Source organism: Streptacidiphilus neutrinimicus (assembly GCF_000787815.1).
GTDB lineage: Bacteria > Actinomycetota > Actinomycetes > Streptomycetales > Streptomycetaceae > Streptacidiphilus > Streptacidiphilus neutrinimicus.
The window spans coordinates 97,262-113,106 of sequence record NZ_BBPO01000003.1; the positions used below are offsets into that span (position 1 = coordinate 97,262).

Consider the following 15,845-nt stretch of genomic DNA (forward strand, 5'->3'; position numbering starts at 1 on the left):
CCGCCCGGGGATTGGCCCCACCGACATGAGCAGCGTCAGCGTCGTCGTCCCCTGCTACAAGTACGGCCACTACCTGGAGGACTGCGTCCGCAGCGTGCTCGACGAACAGCCGGGCGTCGACGTCCGGGTCCTGATCATCGACGACGCCTCCCCGGACGACTCCGCCGAGACCGCCCGCAAGCTCGCCGCGCAGGACGAGCGCATCGAGGTGCGGGTGCACGAGCAGAACCGCGGGCACATCGCCACCTACAACGAGGGCCTGCTGGAGTGGGCCGACGGGGACTACTGCGCCCTGCTCTCCGCCGACGACCGCCTGGTCCCCGGTGCGCTGAGCCGCGCGGCGGCCCTGCTGGACGCCCACCCCGAGGCCGGCTTCGCCTACGGGCGTCCCATCCACTTCCAGCACGGCCTGCCCCTGCCGCGGGCCCGCACCGGCGTCGGCGGCCAGGTCGTCTACCCCGGCCACTGGTGGCTCGACCGGCGCTTTCGTGAGGGCACCGGCTGCATCACCTCGCCGGAGGTGGTCGTGCGCACCTCGCTCCAGCGCGAGGTCGGCGGCTACGACCCGGAGCTGCCGCACGCCGGCGACATCGAGATGTGGATGCGGCTCGCCGCGCACGCGGACGTCGGCTACGTGAGCGGCGCGGACCAGGCCTACTACCGCGTCCACGGCCAGAACATGTCCACCACCGACTTCGGCGGCCAACTGGACGACCTGCGCCAGCGCCTGGTCGCCTACGACTCGGCCCTGGCCAAGTGCGCCGAGCGCCTGCCCGACGTGGAGCGTCTGCGCGAGACCGTCCACCGCAGGCTGGCCCGCTACGCGCTGAGGCGCGCCTACCGCGCCTACGACCGCGGCCGCACGGACGTGGTCCCCGTCGACGAGCTGGTCGACTTCGCCCGCGCCTGCACCCCCGCGGCGGACGCCCTCCCGGAGTTCCGCGCGCTGCGCCTGCGCCGCCGCGTCGGCCCCCGCGCCATGCCCTACCTGCAGCCCCTGGTCCTGTCCGCGCTCTACGAGCGCGGCCGCGAGTGGCTCTGGTGGCAGTCCTGGAAGCGCCGCGGCCTGTGAACCGAACGCTGACATGTGAACGGGCGGCGAGAAGCGGGCGCGAGCTTTCGGCTGCGCCGGGAGCCCCGCGCGCGGGGGCAGGGAGGCCCGGACGGTCCGCCGTGCGGGCGGGCGCTGTCAGGTGGCGTGCCGCGGCCGCCGGGAAGGCGTCAGGCCGGGGCGAGGGCGGTGCGGCGGCGGCGCCGGGCGCGGCCGAGGAGCCAGCGGTCGGTCCACAGGGCCGTCGTGATGCCGCCGAAGGCGCCCAGCATGGCGACGCCCACCAGGCCGCGGCTCCTGGTGCCGCTCAGCAGCGCCGCGTTCGGCGGGACGAGCACCGAGACGGTCATCCGGGCGGCGGAAGGAACGTGCTCGGTGTTCTGCAGGGCGACGACGTGCGTCGTGTAGACGTCGATGACGCGCTGTGCCACGGCGTCCGCCGTGTTCGGGTCGGGCTGGTCGGCGGTGATCTGCAGCGAGGGGATCAGGTACTGCGGCGTGGCGTTGGTACCGCTGTTGCGCGGCGCCAGCGTGTAGACGCCGTGCACGCCCGCGGCTGCGAGCTCGGCCTGACCGGACGGCGTGCCGAGCTGCTGGACGACATCGTAGGAGACCGTCGCCAGCGTCGGCTGGAGATTGGCGAGCTGGTTGGGCTGGTTGCCGGTGACCGGCGGCTTCAGCACGACCACCGCCGAGGCGCGGTAGAGCTGGGTGGGCTTGAGCACGTGGTACGCGCCCGCCGCGGTCAGCAGCAGGGCGAGCAGCAGCACGTACCAGCGTCGGAGCAGGGCGCCGACGAACGCTTCGGGCGACACGGGCTGTCCTTCCGTCAGGATCGATACTGCCAGCACTACTTGACCCCACGCCAGGAGATCGATGAGTCTGATCCGGACTTCCGGGGGGAGGAGCGACGGTGAGCCTGGCCGATATCCTGGCGACCCTGCGTCGGCGTTGGTACCTGGTGGTGCCGATCTGCGTGGTCAGTCTGCTGGCGGGGGGCTATCTGTACCGGACGGTTCCGGTCAGCTACGAGTCCGAGAGCTCCATCAGCCTGCTGGACTCCACGGATGTGGCCAAGCTGGCGCCGACCTTCGGCAATCCCATCTCCAACGCCGGCGGGTCGCTCATCGTCACCGCCGACGTGCTGATCCGCACCCTCCAGTCCGCCGACGCGGCCCGTTCGCTGCAGGACCTGGGCGTCACCGACACCTACAAGGTGGGCTTCGCCGTCGACGCCCCCGGGCCGCTCCTCACGCTGAGCGTGACCGGGGTCGGCAGGACCCGGGTGCTGGACGAGACCACCACGCTGACCCGCTTCGCCGGGCAGCAGCTGCACGCGCTCCAGCTCCAGGCCGACGTGCCCACGGCGTTCCAGGTGCAGTCCACCCCCGTCGTTCTGCCGCAGCAGCCGGTGTCGCAGCTCAAGACCAAGATGCAGGACGTCGCCGGAACCGTCATCATCGGGTTCACCAGCGCGTTCCTGCTCTGCTTCGTGGTCGACGCCGTCTCCCGGGCCCGTCGCGCACGCCGCGGCGAGACGCGGGCCCCCGTGCCCGTGACACGCCGCCGCGGCCTGCTGCACCGTCCGCTGGACGCGACCGCCGTGCTGACGGTCTACCTGTACCTGGCCCTGTTCATCCCCTCCAACCTGGCCGTGCCCGCGCTCGGCGGGGTGGGCACGCCCGCGAACGTCTTCGCGCTGCTCGGCCTGCTCTGGTTCCTGGCCTCGTGGCTCGGCGGCCGGATCACCGCGCCCGCCGGCACCCGCTCGGCGCGGCTGGCGATGTGCGTGCTCGCGGCCGCCGTGCTGCTCAGCTACATCGCCGACGCCGCCCGGGACAGCTCGCACGAGGAGCAACTCGGCGCCGACCGGGGCGTGATCGGCCTGCTGGTCTGGGTCGGCCTGGTCGTGCTCACCACGGCCGGGATCCAGGACCGCGGCCGACTGGACGTGCTGATGCGCCGTCTGGTCGTGCTCGGCGCCGTCGTGGCGGCTCTCGGCTACTACGACTTCTTCTCCGGGACCAACATCGCCGACTCGATCCAGATCCCCGGCCTGCACGCGAGCGTCACCGGCATCGAGGCGATGAACCGCGGCGACTTCGTCCGGCCGCGCTCCACGACGGCGCAGCCGCTGGAGTTCGGCGGGATGCTGGCGATCCTGCTGCCCTTCGCGATCCACCAGGCCCTCGACCCGGTGCGGCGCGGGCAGCGGCTGTGGCGTCGTTGGGCGCCCGTCGCGCTCATGGCGGGCGCGCTGCCGCTGACCGTCTCACGCACCTCCATCATCGGCGCGGCGCTGATCGCGCTGGTGATGCTGCCGCGGTGGAAGCCGCAGCGGCGCTGGACCTCGATCGCGGTGATCGGCGTCGGCGTGGCCGGCCTCAAGGTGATGATCCCCGGCCTGATCGGGACCATCGTCAACCTCTTCTCCAGCTTCCTGTCCAACTCCGACAGCAGCACCCAGGCCCGGACGGTGAAGTACGCCGAGATCGTCCCCTACCTGGAGCAACGCCCGCTGTTCGGGCGCGGGTTCGGCACCTTCACGCCGGATCTGTATTTCTACACCGACAACCAGTACATGCTGATCCTGGCCGAGATGGGCGGGCTGGGCCTGATCGCGCTGTTCGTTCTCTGCTTCACCGGGATGCACCACGGCGGCGCGATCCGCCGGCTCACGCGCCGCGAGTCGGACCGGGAGCTCGGGCAGGCCTTCTTCGCGTCCTCGGTCGTGACGCTGGTGATCAGCGCGACCTTCGACTCGCTGAGCTTCCCCATGTTCGCGGGCGTCTTCTTCCTGCTGCTCGGCGCGGGCGGCCGCTACGCCGCCTTCGTCCGTGCCGAGGCCGCGTCCCGCGACTCCTCGGTTCCCGACCCCGACCCCGAGGTCACCGTCCCGCCGGCGGCCTCGGCCGCACCCGTTCTCGTGGAGGCCTGATGACCCCGACCACCGCACCGCCTGTGGCCGTGGTGGCCGTCACCTGGAACAGCCAGGCGGTGCTGCCCGGCTTCCTCGCCACGCTGCCGCAGGCCATGGCCGGCACCGAGTGGCGCCTGGTGGTCGCGGACAACGACTCCGCCGACGACACCGTGGCCGTGCTCAAGGAGCAGGCCCCCGAGGCCACCGTCGTGCAGACCGGCCGCAACGCCGGCTACGCCGCCGGGATCAACGCCGCGCTGGCCGCGGCGGCGCAGTGGCCCGGCGGCCACGGCCCCGTCCTCGTCTGCAACCCCGACATCCGGATGGAGCCCGGCTGCGCCCGGATCCTCATGGACGCGCTGGACGCGCCGCTGCCCGACGGCTCCAGAGTCGGCATCGCGGTGCCGCGGCTGGTCGACGAGGACGGCACGGTCGCGTACTCGCTGCGGCGCGAGTCCAGCGTCACCCGGGCGCTGGGCGAGGCCCTGATCGGCAACCGCCGGGCCGGGCGCTTCCCGCGGTGGAGCGAGCTGGTCACCGATCCGGCCGCGTACGCGGCCCCCACCCGCGCCGACTGGGCGACGGGCGCGCTTCTCGCGCTCTCGCGCGCGTGCGTGGACGCCTGCGGGTCCTGGGACGAGTCCTTCTTCCTCTACTCGGAGGAGACGGAGTACTGCCTGCGCGCCGGCGACCTGGGCTTCGCGACCCGCCTCGTCCCCGAGGCGGTCGCCTCCCACCTGGGCGGCGACTCCAAGGTCTCGCCCCGCCTGTGGACCCTGCTCACCCTCAACCGCGTGCGCCTCTTCCGCCGCCGCAACAACGCCGCCGCGTCGGCGGCGTTCCACGCGGCGGTCCTCCTGCGCGAACTCTCCCGCGCCGCCCTCGCCCGCCCCCAGAGCCGCATGGCCGCGCGCGCCCTCCTCTCCCCGGCCAAGCTCCGCGAGACACCCGGGCCGTGAGCGGCGAAGGGCGCGCGACAGCGCGCCCCTCCTGCGTGCCGTGCGTCAGCGCGGCTTGCGGCAGACCATCGCGGTGAAGTCGTGGCCGAGTTCGGGCAGGGCCTTGTCCTCGAAGGCGAAGCAGAGTTCCAGCAGGTCCTCCGTCTCGGGGTCTTCGGTGAGGAAGTTGTGCGCGATGCCCGAGAGGGCGATGTGCAGGACCGTGCCGCCGTAAGGGCGCTCCTCGACCACGTCGAAGACGCGACGCAGGCCCGGCAGGAGGGCGGCGGCGTCGACCGCCTCGGAGGGGTCGTCGAGGACCATCGACATGCGGCTCGGGCGGATCACCCGGTGCTTGGTGCGGCCGTCGGCGAGGCGCCTGCGCGCGGCCGGGAGCTGCGCCAGCAGCTCGTTCGCGGCGGCGAGCTGGGCGTCCGTCCACTGGAAGCGGGTCGGGCCCACGAACTCGTCGACCACCAGCAGGCCGTCGGGGTGCAGGAGTTCGGCCAGGCGCGGCAGGGTCGCGTCCAGCTCGGAGAAGTGGTGCAGCGACTGGAGACCCAGCAGGACGTCGAAGCGCTCGCCCTGGCGGGTCATCTCCTGGACGTCGGCGACGCGGAAGCGCAACACCTCCGCGAGGTCCGCCTCGGCCGCGGCCGCGGTGGCGAACTCGATGCGCTGCGGCGCGACGTCCACGCCCTCCAGCCGGGCGAACGCCCCGGTGCGTGCCCACAGGATCTCGTTGCCGCCGGTGCCGCAGCCGAGGGAGAGGCCGTGCAGACCCGTGCGTGGGGCGAAGTGCGGCGCGAAGTGCGAACGGGCCACATACTGCGGGAAGGTGAGGTCCGCGTCGCCGGTCATCAGGTGGTTCCAGCGCCGGATCACGGCGGGTATCGCCCACCACTCCGTCATCGACGGCTCGACCTCGGACCAGTGCTCCACCACCCGGCGGCTGCCGCGTACCTTCAGTTTCGCCAGCACCGGGTCGAGGTCGAGCCGGCGCACCTTGCGCAGCAGCCGGTCGGCGTCGTGGCGGTTGACCAGGTTGTTCAGCATGCGTCCCTCCAGTCGGAGAAGAAACTCGCGGGGTTGACCAGGTAGCGCACGGTCGCCTCGGGGACGTGCCGGACGCGGTGACGGCGGCCGTAGCGGCGGATCAGTTCCCAGTCCTCGCGCGGCAGCACCTCGGGACGCCGCCGCAGGCGGCTGAAGTGCAGCGCCGGGGTGCGGCGGGCGACGAACGCGTTGGTGTCCAGGAACGCCTCGTAGGCGGCCCGTCGCCGGTCGAACGGCACGGACAGCACGTCGTGGTCCCGGCCGTCCGGCAGCACCCGGCGCAGGGCGGTGTAGACGCCGTCGACGGCGGGGGAGCCGTCGCGGCCGGTGAGGGCGGCCAGCGCCCGGCTCAGGTGGTCGGGCTCCCAGAGGTTGTCGTCGTCCAGGAACGCCACGTAGCGCGAACGGGTCAGCCGCACCCCGACGTTGCGCACGATCCCGGCCACGCCGATGTTGCGCGCCAGCGAGACGGCGAACAGGCGGGGGTCGTCGGGAAGTTCGGGCAGCCCCGCGCCGTCGTCGACGACCATGACGACCTGGTCGGAGACGCTCTGCGCGAGCGCGGAGGCGACGGCGGCGCGCAGCTGCTCGGGGCGCCGATGCGTGGCGATCACCGTGGCGACCCGCCCCTCCGGGAGCCTGCGCAGCTGGGCGGACAGGCGGCGCACCTCGGCGTCCTCGAAGCGGCGCAGCGGGATCGACCCGGGGGCGAGGAGCAGCTTGTTGCGCCATTCGAACAGCACCATCCAGCCGAAGGTCCGCTTCAGCGGCTCCCACAGCAGTCGGCGCGCGGTCGGGTGGGGCACGTGGGGTCCTTCCGTCGGTGCGAGGTGCGAGGTGCGAGGTGCGAGGTGCGAGGTGCGAGGTGCGAGATACGGGGACAGGGGTACGGGGACGGGGTACGGGGAGCGGTCAGGACGAGGGCGGCGGCACGAGGGCGCCGTCGGAGAGGCGGTTGCCGGTCCACTGGTTGCCGGAGCCCTCGCTGTTCCACGCGGTCGCGGTCCCGTACGCGCCGCAGGCGGGGTGGTACTGAGTGGAGAAGAGGTTGTCGGTGACCGTGATGCCGGTGGCCCCCGTGCCGCCGCCGTAGAGCGCGTAGGCGCCGCCGGCCATCCAGTTGTGGTCGACGACGGTGTTGTGGACGGTGGCCGAGTCCGCGTAGAGGCCGATGCTGGCCGACGCGCCCTGGGTGATGCCCACGGGATTCAGCAGCGTGTTGTTGCGGATCACCAGCGCGCCGTCGCCGCCGCCGTCGCTGATGACCGCGTCCGCGTGCTGCCACTCGCCGCCGGCGTTCACGAAGGGCCGGATGTCGTGCACGTAGTTGTCGTGCAGGTAGCCCTGGCCCATCGACAGCGCGTTGCCGAAGACGGAGATGTCGCTCCAGCCGACCTCGACGGAGCTGGTGCCCATGTTGGACACGGCGTAGTCCTCCCCGCCGTTGTCCGGCCCCTTGCCGGGGACGCCGGTGATGGTGGAGTGCAGCACGCGCAGACCGTGGTGCCCGGGGCGGAGGTTGACGCCCCACCAGTTGCTGGACGTGATCCGGCTGTCGATGACGGTCACGTCGTCCGCGTACACGTCGAGGGAGCCGGTGATGTCCCAGCCCCGGATGACGGTGCCGTTGGTGGTGATGTCGGTGGTCGCGCCCGGGAGGTGATGCGGTGTCAGCGCGATGCGCGCCCCGGTGCTCGACGCGTCGGGGAAACCGCAGGCGGAGGGCGAGGCGCAGCCGTCCGCCGGAAGCGCGCCGCCCTGCGGTCCGGCGGCCGCCGTGCCGGGGGCCGATCCACTCGGCTTCGGTGAGCCGGAAGCTGAGGTGGAGGCGGAGGCGGACGCCCCTGGGCTGCCCGGGGAGGCTGCCGGCGAGGCGCTGCCGCCGGGTAAGGAGTCGCCGCCTCCGGTCCGGCAGTGGGCGGCTCCGCCCGTCGGCGTGGCGGCGGGGGAGCAGTCCGCGGCGTTCCGCCCGGCCGTGCTCGAACAGGCGGCGTCGACGGCGAGCACGAGCAACCCGACGACCACGCCGATCAGTAGCACCCGGCGAAGCCGCGGGCCGGGCCGGGCCGGTCTGCCGGGAGGGGTGGGCACCAGGGACATCGGGATCTCCTCGCTTCGGAGCGAGCGGGCTGGGGATGAGCGGGCTGAATTGAGCGGGCTCCGGCTCGACCGGGTGTCGGGTGTCGGGCTGTCAGGTGTCGTGCGGGCGCGGCGTTCCCGCCACGATCAGGGCCGGACGCCGTCCGCGCCGGTCCCGTCCAGGAGCGGCTCGGGATCCGACTCGGAGGAGTGCCGCGGCGGCGGGACGGGCGGTCGGCTCGGGCCGGGCAGCAGCGCGCGGGGCCGGGCGTGACGGCCGTGGCGGGGCTCGACCCCGAGCAGGGCGTGCCGGGTCGGCAGCACCCCGAGCGCGTAGACGGCCAGCGCCCCGGCCGACGCCGCCGCGAGGGCGAGCAGCGAGTGGCCGAGCGCCCGGGGGAGCCCGACCAGCACGGCTGCCATCGCGGCCCCGGCGAGGAACGGCCAGGCGCACGCGCGGGCGACCACCCGCACGCCGATGCCGCCGCGCCGCAGCGCCAGCAGGAACGCGGGGACCACCAGCCCGGCCGCCACCAGGGCGTGACCCGCGGAGACGCCCGCGATCCCGTCCAGCCGGGCCCCCCCGAACAGCGTCGGTATGAGCGCGGCCAGCCACAGCCCCTGCACGGCCAGCAGCGCGTGCCGCGCGCCGATCGCGACCAGGCAGTCGTAGGCCAGCTCGCAGCCGATCCGGGTGAGGCCGAGCGCCATCAGCCACGGCAGCGCCCGGGCCGCCGGCAGCCACTCGTGCCCGTAGACCAGCCCGACCACCGGCGCGGCCAGCCCCGCCAGCAGGACGCACATCGGCACCGTGCCCGTCACCAGCACCCGCAGCGCGCGGCTGAAGCCGTCGGCCAGCGCCGGGCCGGCCGACTCCGCGAGGCGGGAGAAACCGGCGAAGGAGACCCGGCGGGCGGCCTCGGAGACCACCCGGACCGGCCAGCCGGACATGTTGAAGGCCAGCACGTAGTAGCCCAGCGCCACCTTGCCCAGGGTCGCGCCGACGATCAGCGTGTCGACGTTCACCACGCCGAGTGCCAGCAGACTCGCCCCGGCCAGCGGCAGGCCGAAGCGCAGCAGCGCCCCCGCCTCGGCCCGGTTCCACCCGAACCGGAACGCGCCCGGCGCGGCGATGACCGCGCCCAGCAGCGACGCGGCGTTCCCGGCCAGCGCGCCGACGGCGAAGCTCATCGCGCCCCACCCGGCGAAGGCCAGGCCCAGCGTGACGCCAGTGCTGATCCCGAAGTTGACGGAGTCCAGGACGAGCCGCCGGATCTGCGCGAACTCGCGCGTGATGACGCCGTTCGGCACCTGGGCCAGTCCGTCGAGCACCACGGAGACGCACATCACCCGCAGCACCCAGGACGCGCTCGGCGAGCCGAGCGCGTCGGCGAGGGCGGGCGCGGCCGCGAACAGCACCAGGTACAGCAGGCCGCTGGAGAGCGTGCTCAGTGTCTGCACGGTCGGCGCGAAGCGCCGCAGGTCGCCCTCCCAGCGGACGACGGCCAGGCCGACGCCGAGCTCGTTGGCGGACAGCAGCACCATCAAGACGGTCTGCGCCACCCCGTACACGCCCCACTCGGCGGGGCCGAGGGCGAAGCGTGCCAGCACGATGCCGGTGGCGAAGTTGCCGAGGCGCAGCACCACCGTGTTGACGAGGCTCCACCGCGCCGCCGTCCGGACCTTCCGGCCCAGCGACGCGGACTCGGCCGAGGCCATGGGGACTCCTTCGCGCCCCGTCGCGACTCGACGGGGCGGCTGGGCTCGGTCAGCTGAACTCAGCTGACGTCAGCTGAACCAGGACGAGGCGCGCTGCTTGGGCGGCTTCGCCGCGGGGATCCTCACGGTGGGCGTGTCCATGGCGTCGCCCACCCAGTCGCCGTCGCCCTCCTCGGACCGACCGGCCTGGTCGGCCTGATCGGATCGGGCCGGAGCGCCGTCGGGGTCCTCGGCCCGGCCGGCCGCGCCGGCCTCCTCGGCCAGAGCCCCGCCGGGGCCGCCGCCCTGGGAGGCTTCTGTCGACGCCGGCGCCGTGGTCGACTCCGCCGAGGCCGTCGCCGTGTCTGCCTCCGCGACCTTGCGGCCTCTGCGGCGGTGCGATGCCCCGACCGATCCCGCGGGCCCGGTCGGTTCGGCCGACCCGGCTCTCTGGTGGGCCTCCTCGACTCGGGAGGCGTCGGGCAGCTCGCCGACCCCGCCCGCCTCGCGGGCGGGAGCAGCCGCGGCCGGCCCGGCGGACCCGAGGGCCTCGGCCGGTTCCGCTCCCACCGTCGATCCGGCCCCTGCCGGGGACGCGGTGGAGCGGGGGCGGCGCCTGGCCTCGACGTAGAAGGTGGCGACCAGGCTGAGGGCCAGGCCGCCGAGGCCCAGCAGGACCACGTACTCGATCTTGGTCTTGAGCTGGGCGGCCGGCTGCTGCGGCGGGACGATGACCGTCATGCGGATCATCGCCGCCGGAGGCACCTGCTGGTCGCTCTGGAACTGCTGGAGCTTACGCCCGGTGTAGTCGACCAGGATCTGGTCGGACTTCAGCACCGACTGCTGGCCGGTGCCGGTGATGGTCAGCCAGAGCAGCGGCGCCTGCGCGTTGTCCGCGATCTTCGCCTCGGACGTGCCGGTCATGCCGAGCGCCTTCAACTCCGCAAGCGACGTGTCGGAGTTGACGTTGCGGGCCAGCGAATCCGCCATGCCGGTCAGCGAGGTCTGCGTGCTGAGGAACGGGTTGCCGTTGAACGGCACCGTCGCCTTCTGCGAGTTGAGCAGTTCGACGGTCGCCTGCGACTGGTACTTGGTCGGCGTCAGCAGGTACAGGGCCGCCGCCAGGGCGAGGGTCAGCAGCACACCGGGCAGCAGCACCAGCCAGCGCCGCCGCATCACCCGGGCGATCTCGGCGAGGTCCACTCCGACTCCTTGTCCGTGTGTCGGTCGGCGGCTACGGGGGACACGCGACTGACGAACGAGCTTATGGGCTGAGGCGATCAGCCGAGAGGGCTTCGCCGAGGTTGTTCCTGTGAATCGCCGGGGCCGGGCGGCACCAGATCCGTCGGCCGCGGGCGGCTCCCGGCGGGGCCGCCGTTCAGCAGCACCTCGGCGATGCGCTCCCCGGCGCGGCCGTCCCACAGCGCGGGGCGGCGCGCGGGCGGCGGTGCGTCGAGGACGGCCAGCGCGGTGGAGAGAATGCTCTCCGGCTCCACGCCCGCGAGGACGTTGGTGCCCTCGGTCACGGTGATCGGGCGCTCGGTGTTCTCCCGCAGGGTCACGCACGGCACGCCGAGGGCCGTCGTCTCCTCCTGGACGCCGCCGGAGTCCGTCAGCACGATCCGGGCGGACGCCTGCAGCGCGAGGAAGTCGAGGTAGCCGGCGGGCGGCACCAGCCGCACGCCCTCCGGGACGCCGAGCGCGGTGAGCTTGTCGGCCGCGCGCGGGTGCGCGGGCAGCAGCAGCGGGCAGCGTCGGGCGATCTCGCCCAGCGCCTTGAGCATGCCCCCGAGCACGGCCGGGTCGTCCACGTTGGCGGGGCGGTGCAGCGTGACCAGGCCGTACTCGCCCCGTCGCAGCTCCAGCCGCTCCAGCGCGCCGGAGTGCCGCGCGCGTGGCAGGTTGGCCAGCAGCGAGTCGATCATCACGTTGCCGACCAGGTGGATCTGGTCCTCGCGGTAGCCCTCCGCGCGCAGGTTGTCCACCGCGTCCTCGGACGGCGCCAGCAGGTAGTCGCTGAGCCGGTCGGTGACGACGCGGTTGACCTCCTCCGGCATCCGCCAGTCGCGGCTGCGCAAGCCGGCCTCGACGTGGGCCAGCAGCGGCCCGGCTTTGGCAGCCACCAGCGCGCAGGCGACGGTGGAGTTGATGTCGCCGACGACGACCACCGCGTCGGGGGCGACCTCGGTCAGCAGCGGCTCGAAGCCGGTCATCACCCGGGCCGTCTGCTCGGCGTGGCTGCCGGAGCCGACGCCGAGACTGCGGTCCGGCCGCCGGATGCCGAGGTCCTCGAAGAAGACGTCGTTCATCGCCGCGTCGTAGTGCTGGCCGGTGTGGACGAGCAGGACCTCGGCTCCGCGCCGCTCCAGCGCGTCCATCACCGGCTTGATCTTCATGAAGTTGGGTCGGGCCCCGACCACGCACACGATCCGCATCGGTCTCAGAGCACCTCGACCGTCGCGCCGGGAGCGGCGTCGGCCTGCCCGCCCGGGCCCTGCCCGCCCGAGGCCTGTGTGCCCGTGGTGTCCTGCGCGATCAGGCGGCGTCGGCAGTCCAGCACGTAGGAGGCGTGCGCGCGCACCAGCTCGTAGTCGAAGGAGTCGTGGTCGGTGAGCAGCACCACGGCGTCGGCGGCGGCCAGCTCCTCCGCCGTCAGCTCGACGCGGGCGAGCCGGGCGTCGACCTCGGGCGGCTCGACGACGTGCGGGTCGGCGGCGTGCACCTCCGCGCCCAGGTCCAGCAGGAGCTGGGCCACCCGCAGCGCGGGCGACTCCCGGGCGTCGCCGGTGTTCTTCTTGTAGGCGAGGCCGAGCAGCAGGATCCGGGAGCCGTTGACGGAGCGGCGACGCTCGTTGAACGCCTCGATCAGACGCCGCGTCACGTACTCGGGCATGTGGTTGTTGATGTCGTTGGCCAGCTCCACGAACCGGAAGCTCTGGCCCAGTTCGCGCTGCACCCGCCAGGACAGGTAGGACGGGTCGATCGGCAGGCAGTGGCCGCCGACGCCGGGGCCGGGGGTGAACCGCATGAAGCCGAACGGCTTGGTCGCGGCCGCGTCGATGGCCTGCCAGACGTCGATGTCCAGATGCCGCGCGAACATCGCGATCTCGTTGACCAGTGCGATGTTGACGTGCCGGAAGGTGTTCTCCAGCAGCTTGGCCAGCTCAGCCTCCTTGGGCGAGGACACCGGCACCACCGTGTCCACCAGCTGCCCGTAGAAGGAGCCGACCGCCTTCAGCGAGGCGGCGTCGACGCCCGAGACGACCTTCGGCGTCTGCTGGAAGCCCCAGACCGCGTTGCCCGGGTCGATCCGCTCCGGGCTGTAGCCGAGGTGGAAGTCGCGGCCTGCGGTGAGCCCCGAGCCGTCCTCCAGCAGCGGCCCGAACAGGTCCTGCGTGGTGCCCGGGTAGGTGGTCGACTCCAGCACCACCGTCGCGCCGGGACGCAGGTAGCGGCTGAGCGTGCGCGCGGACTCCTCGATGTAGCTGAGGTCCGGCACGCCCTCGCGCAGCGGTGTCGGCACCGTCACCACGGCCACGTCGAAGCCGCCGCAGTCGCGCGCTGCGTCGCTGGCGCGGTACGCGCCGGAGGCGAGGACGGCGCCCAGCCGTTCCGCCGCCACGTCCTCGACGTAGGACTCACCGGCGGCCAGGCGCTTGATCCGGCCGGCGTCGACGTCGTACCCGATCACCTCGTGCCCGACCTCGGCCGCCCGTACGGCGAGTGGCAGCCCCACGTATCCCTGTCCGACCACGACCACGCGCATCAGTTACCTCCTGCCGGTGTCGGCGGTTGCGACGGTTGTGCGGTGCGCGCGAGCATCGCCCGCGCGGTCATCAGCGCGAACTGAGTGTTCGTCACCAGGTAGCGGCGACCCAGCCGGCGCGGCTCCTGGGCGACCCGGTAGAGCCATTCCAGGCCCAGGCGCTGCCACATCTCGGGGGCGCGGCGGGTGACCCCGGCGAGGACGTCGAAGGAGCCGCCGACGCCGTGCACGACGCGGACTCCGGTCCGCTCGCCGTAGGCGGCGGTGAACAGCTCCTTCTTCGGCGAGGTCATCCCGAGGAAGAGCAGCTGCGCGCCGCTGGCCGCGATGGCGTCGGCCACCTGCGGCTGTTCGTCGTCCGTGAAGTAGCCGTCCCTGGCCCCGGCCACCCGCAGGCGCGGGTGACGCTCGGCGAGCCGGGCGAGCATCGCGTCCAGCGCCTCGCGCCGGGCGCCCAGGAAGTAGACCGAAAGGCCGCGCTCCTCGGCGACGGCCAGCAGCCGCTGGAACAGGTCGATCCCGGCGACGCGCTCCGGCAGCGGCACGCCCAGCAGCCGGGACGCCCAGACCACCGCCTGTCCGTCGGCCAGGACCAGGTCGCAGCCGGTGACCGCCTCGGCGAGACGCCGGTCCTTGCGCATGGTCACCAGCTTGGCCGCGTTGACCACGCCGACCTCCAGACGCCGGCCCTCGCCTGCGGCGCGGGCGCACGCGTCCACCGCCTGCGTCAGGGTCAGCGGGTCGAGGTCGACGCCGAGCACCTGCCGTCTCTCCACGGCGGGCGTCTGACGTGACGTCATGCTTCCTCCCCCGAGACCGATGCGGCCTCGACGTCGCCGAGCCAGGCGTGCAGCATCCAGCCGAACTCGTAGGGGCGGCACTCGCGGTCCACCGCCACCGGCGGGAAGTACCGTTCGAGCGGCTCCAGCCGCAGCCCGGGGACGAGCCGACTGCCGACGCCGCGCGCCGCGCGGACGGCCTTGCGCGGGTCGCCGCGGAACACCTTGCGCCAGGTGACCCCGAGTTCGTCGCGGATCAGCGACTCCGGCGCGCCGCCGGGTGCGCCCGCGCCGGGTGCGGCGCGCAGCTCCGGCACCTCGGTCATCCACGTCAACCCGAGCCGGACGGCGTCCCCGTGGTCCTTTCCGCCGGCCTCGGCCAGGTCGAGGAGCGCGGTCGGGGCCATCGCGTGCTGGTGCACGCTGTAGACCGGATAGCCCTCGACCACCGAGCCGTCGCGGGCGTCGTAGTGCCACCACCACTGCCCGCCCGCGCCCTGCAGCTCGCAGATGCGCGCCGCGCAGGCGTCGGCCGCGGCCAGCGCGGTCTCGTCGCCGCCGCTGTGCTCGCCCGAGACGTGGGCGCGGGCGAGCGCCTGCAGCGGGTAGGTCTGGTCGGCGAAGCAGCCGACGTGGGAGCGGTACCAGGGCAGCAGCCCGGGCGCGGTCGCGTGCGGGAACAGCGGGCTCGACCCCAGTCGGGCGCGCAGCAGGCGGTCCCTGGCGGTGCGCAGGCGGCGTTCCACGCCGGTGGCGTCGGTGAGGCCGCGGGCGGCGGCGAGCGCGGAGAGCACCCAGGCCGCCTCGACGGTGTAGCGGGGCGTCCGCGCTCCCTCGTCGAGGTCGTCCAGCGCGGCCAGTCGCGCCAGCGCGTCCTCCAGCTTCGGGTGGCGGGTGTCGGCGGCCGCCCAGGCCACCAGGGCGGCGTCGCCGAGGTTGGTCACCCGCGGCAGCCGTTCGACCAGGACGCCGGTGTACTCCGCCGCGGTCCGGCCGCCGAAGATCGGCCGCTGCCGCTCCTCGGGCAGCAGCCGGGCGCCGAGCACCGTGATGGCGGCGTAGCGCACGCTCTCGCCGCGCGACTCGAGCACGGCCTCCGACCCGGGTGCGGGCGGGGCGACGGCGGCCCGGGTGAAGACGAAGTTCTCCTCGTCCTGCCGGTACATCGCGGGCAGGCCGGCCTCGGCCAGCCGGAGCAGGCGTTCCAGCAGTGGGGCGAGGGCGGGCTCGGCCGCCACGAGGGCCGTGGTGCGTGTGGTGGTCATCAAGTCCTTCACCGCGTCAGGGGAAACGCCTGTCTCGCGACGGGGGTCGATGGCGCCGACCGCTTCCGCCGCGCCGTGCGAGGGCTGGGTGGAGGTGCTGGGAGAACGTGCAGAGAAGACGCAGACGAACGTGCGGGCGAACGTGCTGCCGGACGCAGCGTACGTCCACACAATAAGCACACATGTGTCCCCCTGGTGTCGGTTCGTGGAACTCAGCACGGGAGAAAAGCTTCTGATGATCACTCAAAAAGGCTGGATACGTGCTTGTCCAGGCGCATGTCAACCACGGTCGG

General features: G+C 73.4%; 13 protein-coding genes. 3 read left to right on the forward strand and 10 right to left on the reverse strand.

Features of this window, described 5'->3' with window-relative positions; translation table 11 throughout:
• The coding region (locus tag TR48_RS03435; protein WP_236651991.1) for a glycosyltransferase family 2 protein at nt 1–1,072 on the forward strand (1,072 nt) is incomplete at its 5' end.
• A 149-nt stretch (nt 1,073–1,221) separates the two neighbouring features.
• On the opposite strand, the gene TR48_RS03440 is transcribed toward TR48_RS03435, so the two are convergent.
• Nucleotides 1,222–1,866 carry a hypothetical protein gene (locus tag TR48_RS03440; RefSeq protein ID WP_042364336.1) on the reverse strand — a complete coding sequence of 215 codons (645 nt, stop codon included), beginning with the start codon at nt 1,864–1,866 and terminating at the stop codon, nt 1,222–1,224.
• 98 nt (nt 1,867–1,964) lie between these two features.
• Between TR48_RS03440 and TR48_RS03445 the strand changes: the two genes are divergently transcribed.
• Both TR48_RS03445 and TR48_RS03450 read left to right on the forward strand, forming a co-directional pair.
• Nucleotides 1,965–3,989, forward strand: coding sequence for an O-antigen ligase family protein (locus tag TR48_RS03445; RefSeq protein ID WP_042364337.1), 2,025 nt, complete (start codon nt 1,965–1,967; stop codon nt 3,987–3,989).
• Entirely contained in the window at nt 3,989–4,930 is a 942-nt protein-coding gene (locus tag TR48_RS03450) for a glycosyltransferase (protein WP_042364338.1), read from the forward strand. The genes TR48_RS03445 and TR48_RS03450 overlap by 1 nt, the downstream gene beginning before the upstream one ends.
• Before the next feature lie 45 nt (nt 4,931–4,975).
• On the opposite strand, the gene TR48_RS03455 is transcribed toward TR48_RS03450, so the two are convergent.
• From TR48_RS03455 to TR48_RS38575, 9 genes are all read right to left on the reverse strand, one after another.
• On the reverse strand, nt 4,976–5,965 hold the full coding sequence (locus TR48_RS03455; protein WP_042364339.1) for a class I SAM-dependent methyltransferase: 990 nt from the start codon (nt 5,963–5,965) through the stop codon (nt 4,976–4,978).
• Complete coding sequence (locus TR48_RS03460) at nt 5,959–6,771, reverse strand: glycosyltransferase family 2 protein (protein ID WP_236651992.1); 813 nt, start codon at nt 6,769–6,771, stop codon at nt 5,959–5,961. Before TR48_RS03460 ends, TR48_RS03455 begins: the two co-directional genes overlap by 7 nt.
• A gap of 106 nt (nt 6,772–6,877) precedes the next feature.
• A complete protein-coding gene (locus tag TR48_RS03465; protein ID WP_236651993.1) occupies nt 6,878–8,065 on the reverse strand; it encodes a hypothetical protein in 1,188 nt (395 codons plus the stop codon).
• A 126-nt stretch (nt 8,066–8,191) separates the two neighbouring features.
• The gene (locus tag TR48_RS03470; RefSeq protein ID WP_084728737.1) at nt 8,192–9,763 is read right to left on the reverse strand and encodes an oligosaccharide flippase family protein; all 1,572 of its coding nucleotides are present in this window, start codon (nt 9,761–9,763) and stop codon (nt 8,192–8,194) included.
• 69 nt (nt 9,764–9,832) lie between these two features.
• Nucleotides 9,833–10,945, reverse strand: coding sequence for a Wzz/FepE/Etk N-terminal domain-containing protein (locus tag TR48_RS45140; protein ID WP_063770896.1), 1,113 nt, complete (start codon nt 10,943–10,945; stop codon nt 9,833–9,835).
• 77 nt (nt 10,946–11,022) lie between these two features.
• The gene (wecB, locus tag TR48_RS03480) at nt 11,023–12,177 is read right to left on the reverse strand and encodes a non-hydrolyzing UDP-N-acetylglucosamine 2-epimerase (RefSeq protein WP_042364340.1); all 1,155 of its coding nucleotides are present in this window, start codon (nt 12,175–12,177) and stop codon (nt 11,023–11,025) included.
• Between the two features lie 5 nt (nt 12,178–12,182).
• Entirely contained in the window at nt 12,183–13,508 is a 1,326-nt protein-coding gene (locus tag TR48_RS03485; RefSeq protein WP_084728738.1) for a nucleotide sugar dehydrogenase, read from the reverse strand.
• Nucleotides 13,508–14,308 (reverse strand): WecB/TagA/CpsF family glycosyltransferase, encoded by an 801-nt coding sequence (locus TR48_RS03490; RefSeq protein WP_042364457.1) that lies wholly within the window; start codon nt 14,306–14,308, stop codon nt 13,508–13,510. The genes TR48_RS03485 and TR48_RS03490 overlap by 1 nt, the downstream gene beginning before the upstream one ends.
• Nucleotides 14,305–15,552 (reverse strand): hypothetical protein, encoded by a 1,248-nt coding sequence (locus TR48_RS38575; protein ID WP_052442386.1) that lies wholly within the window; start codon nt 15,550–15,552, stop codon nt 14,305–14,307. The genes TR48_RS03490 and TR48_RS38575 overlap by 4 nt, the downstream gene beginning before the upstream one ends.
• Nucleotides 15,553–15,845: the final 293 nt, after the last annotated feature.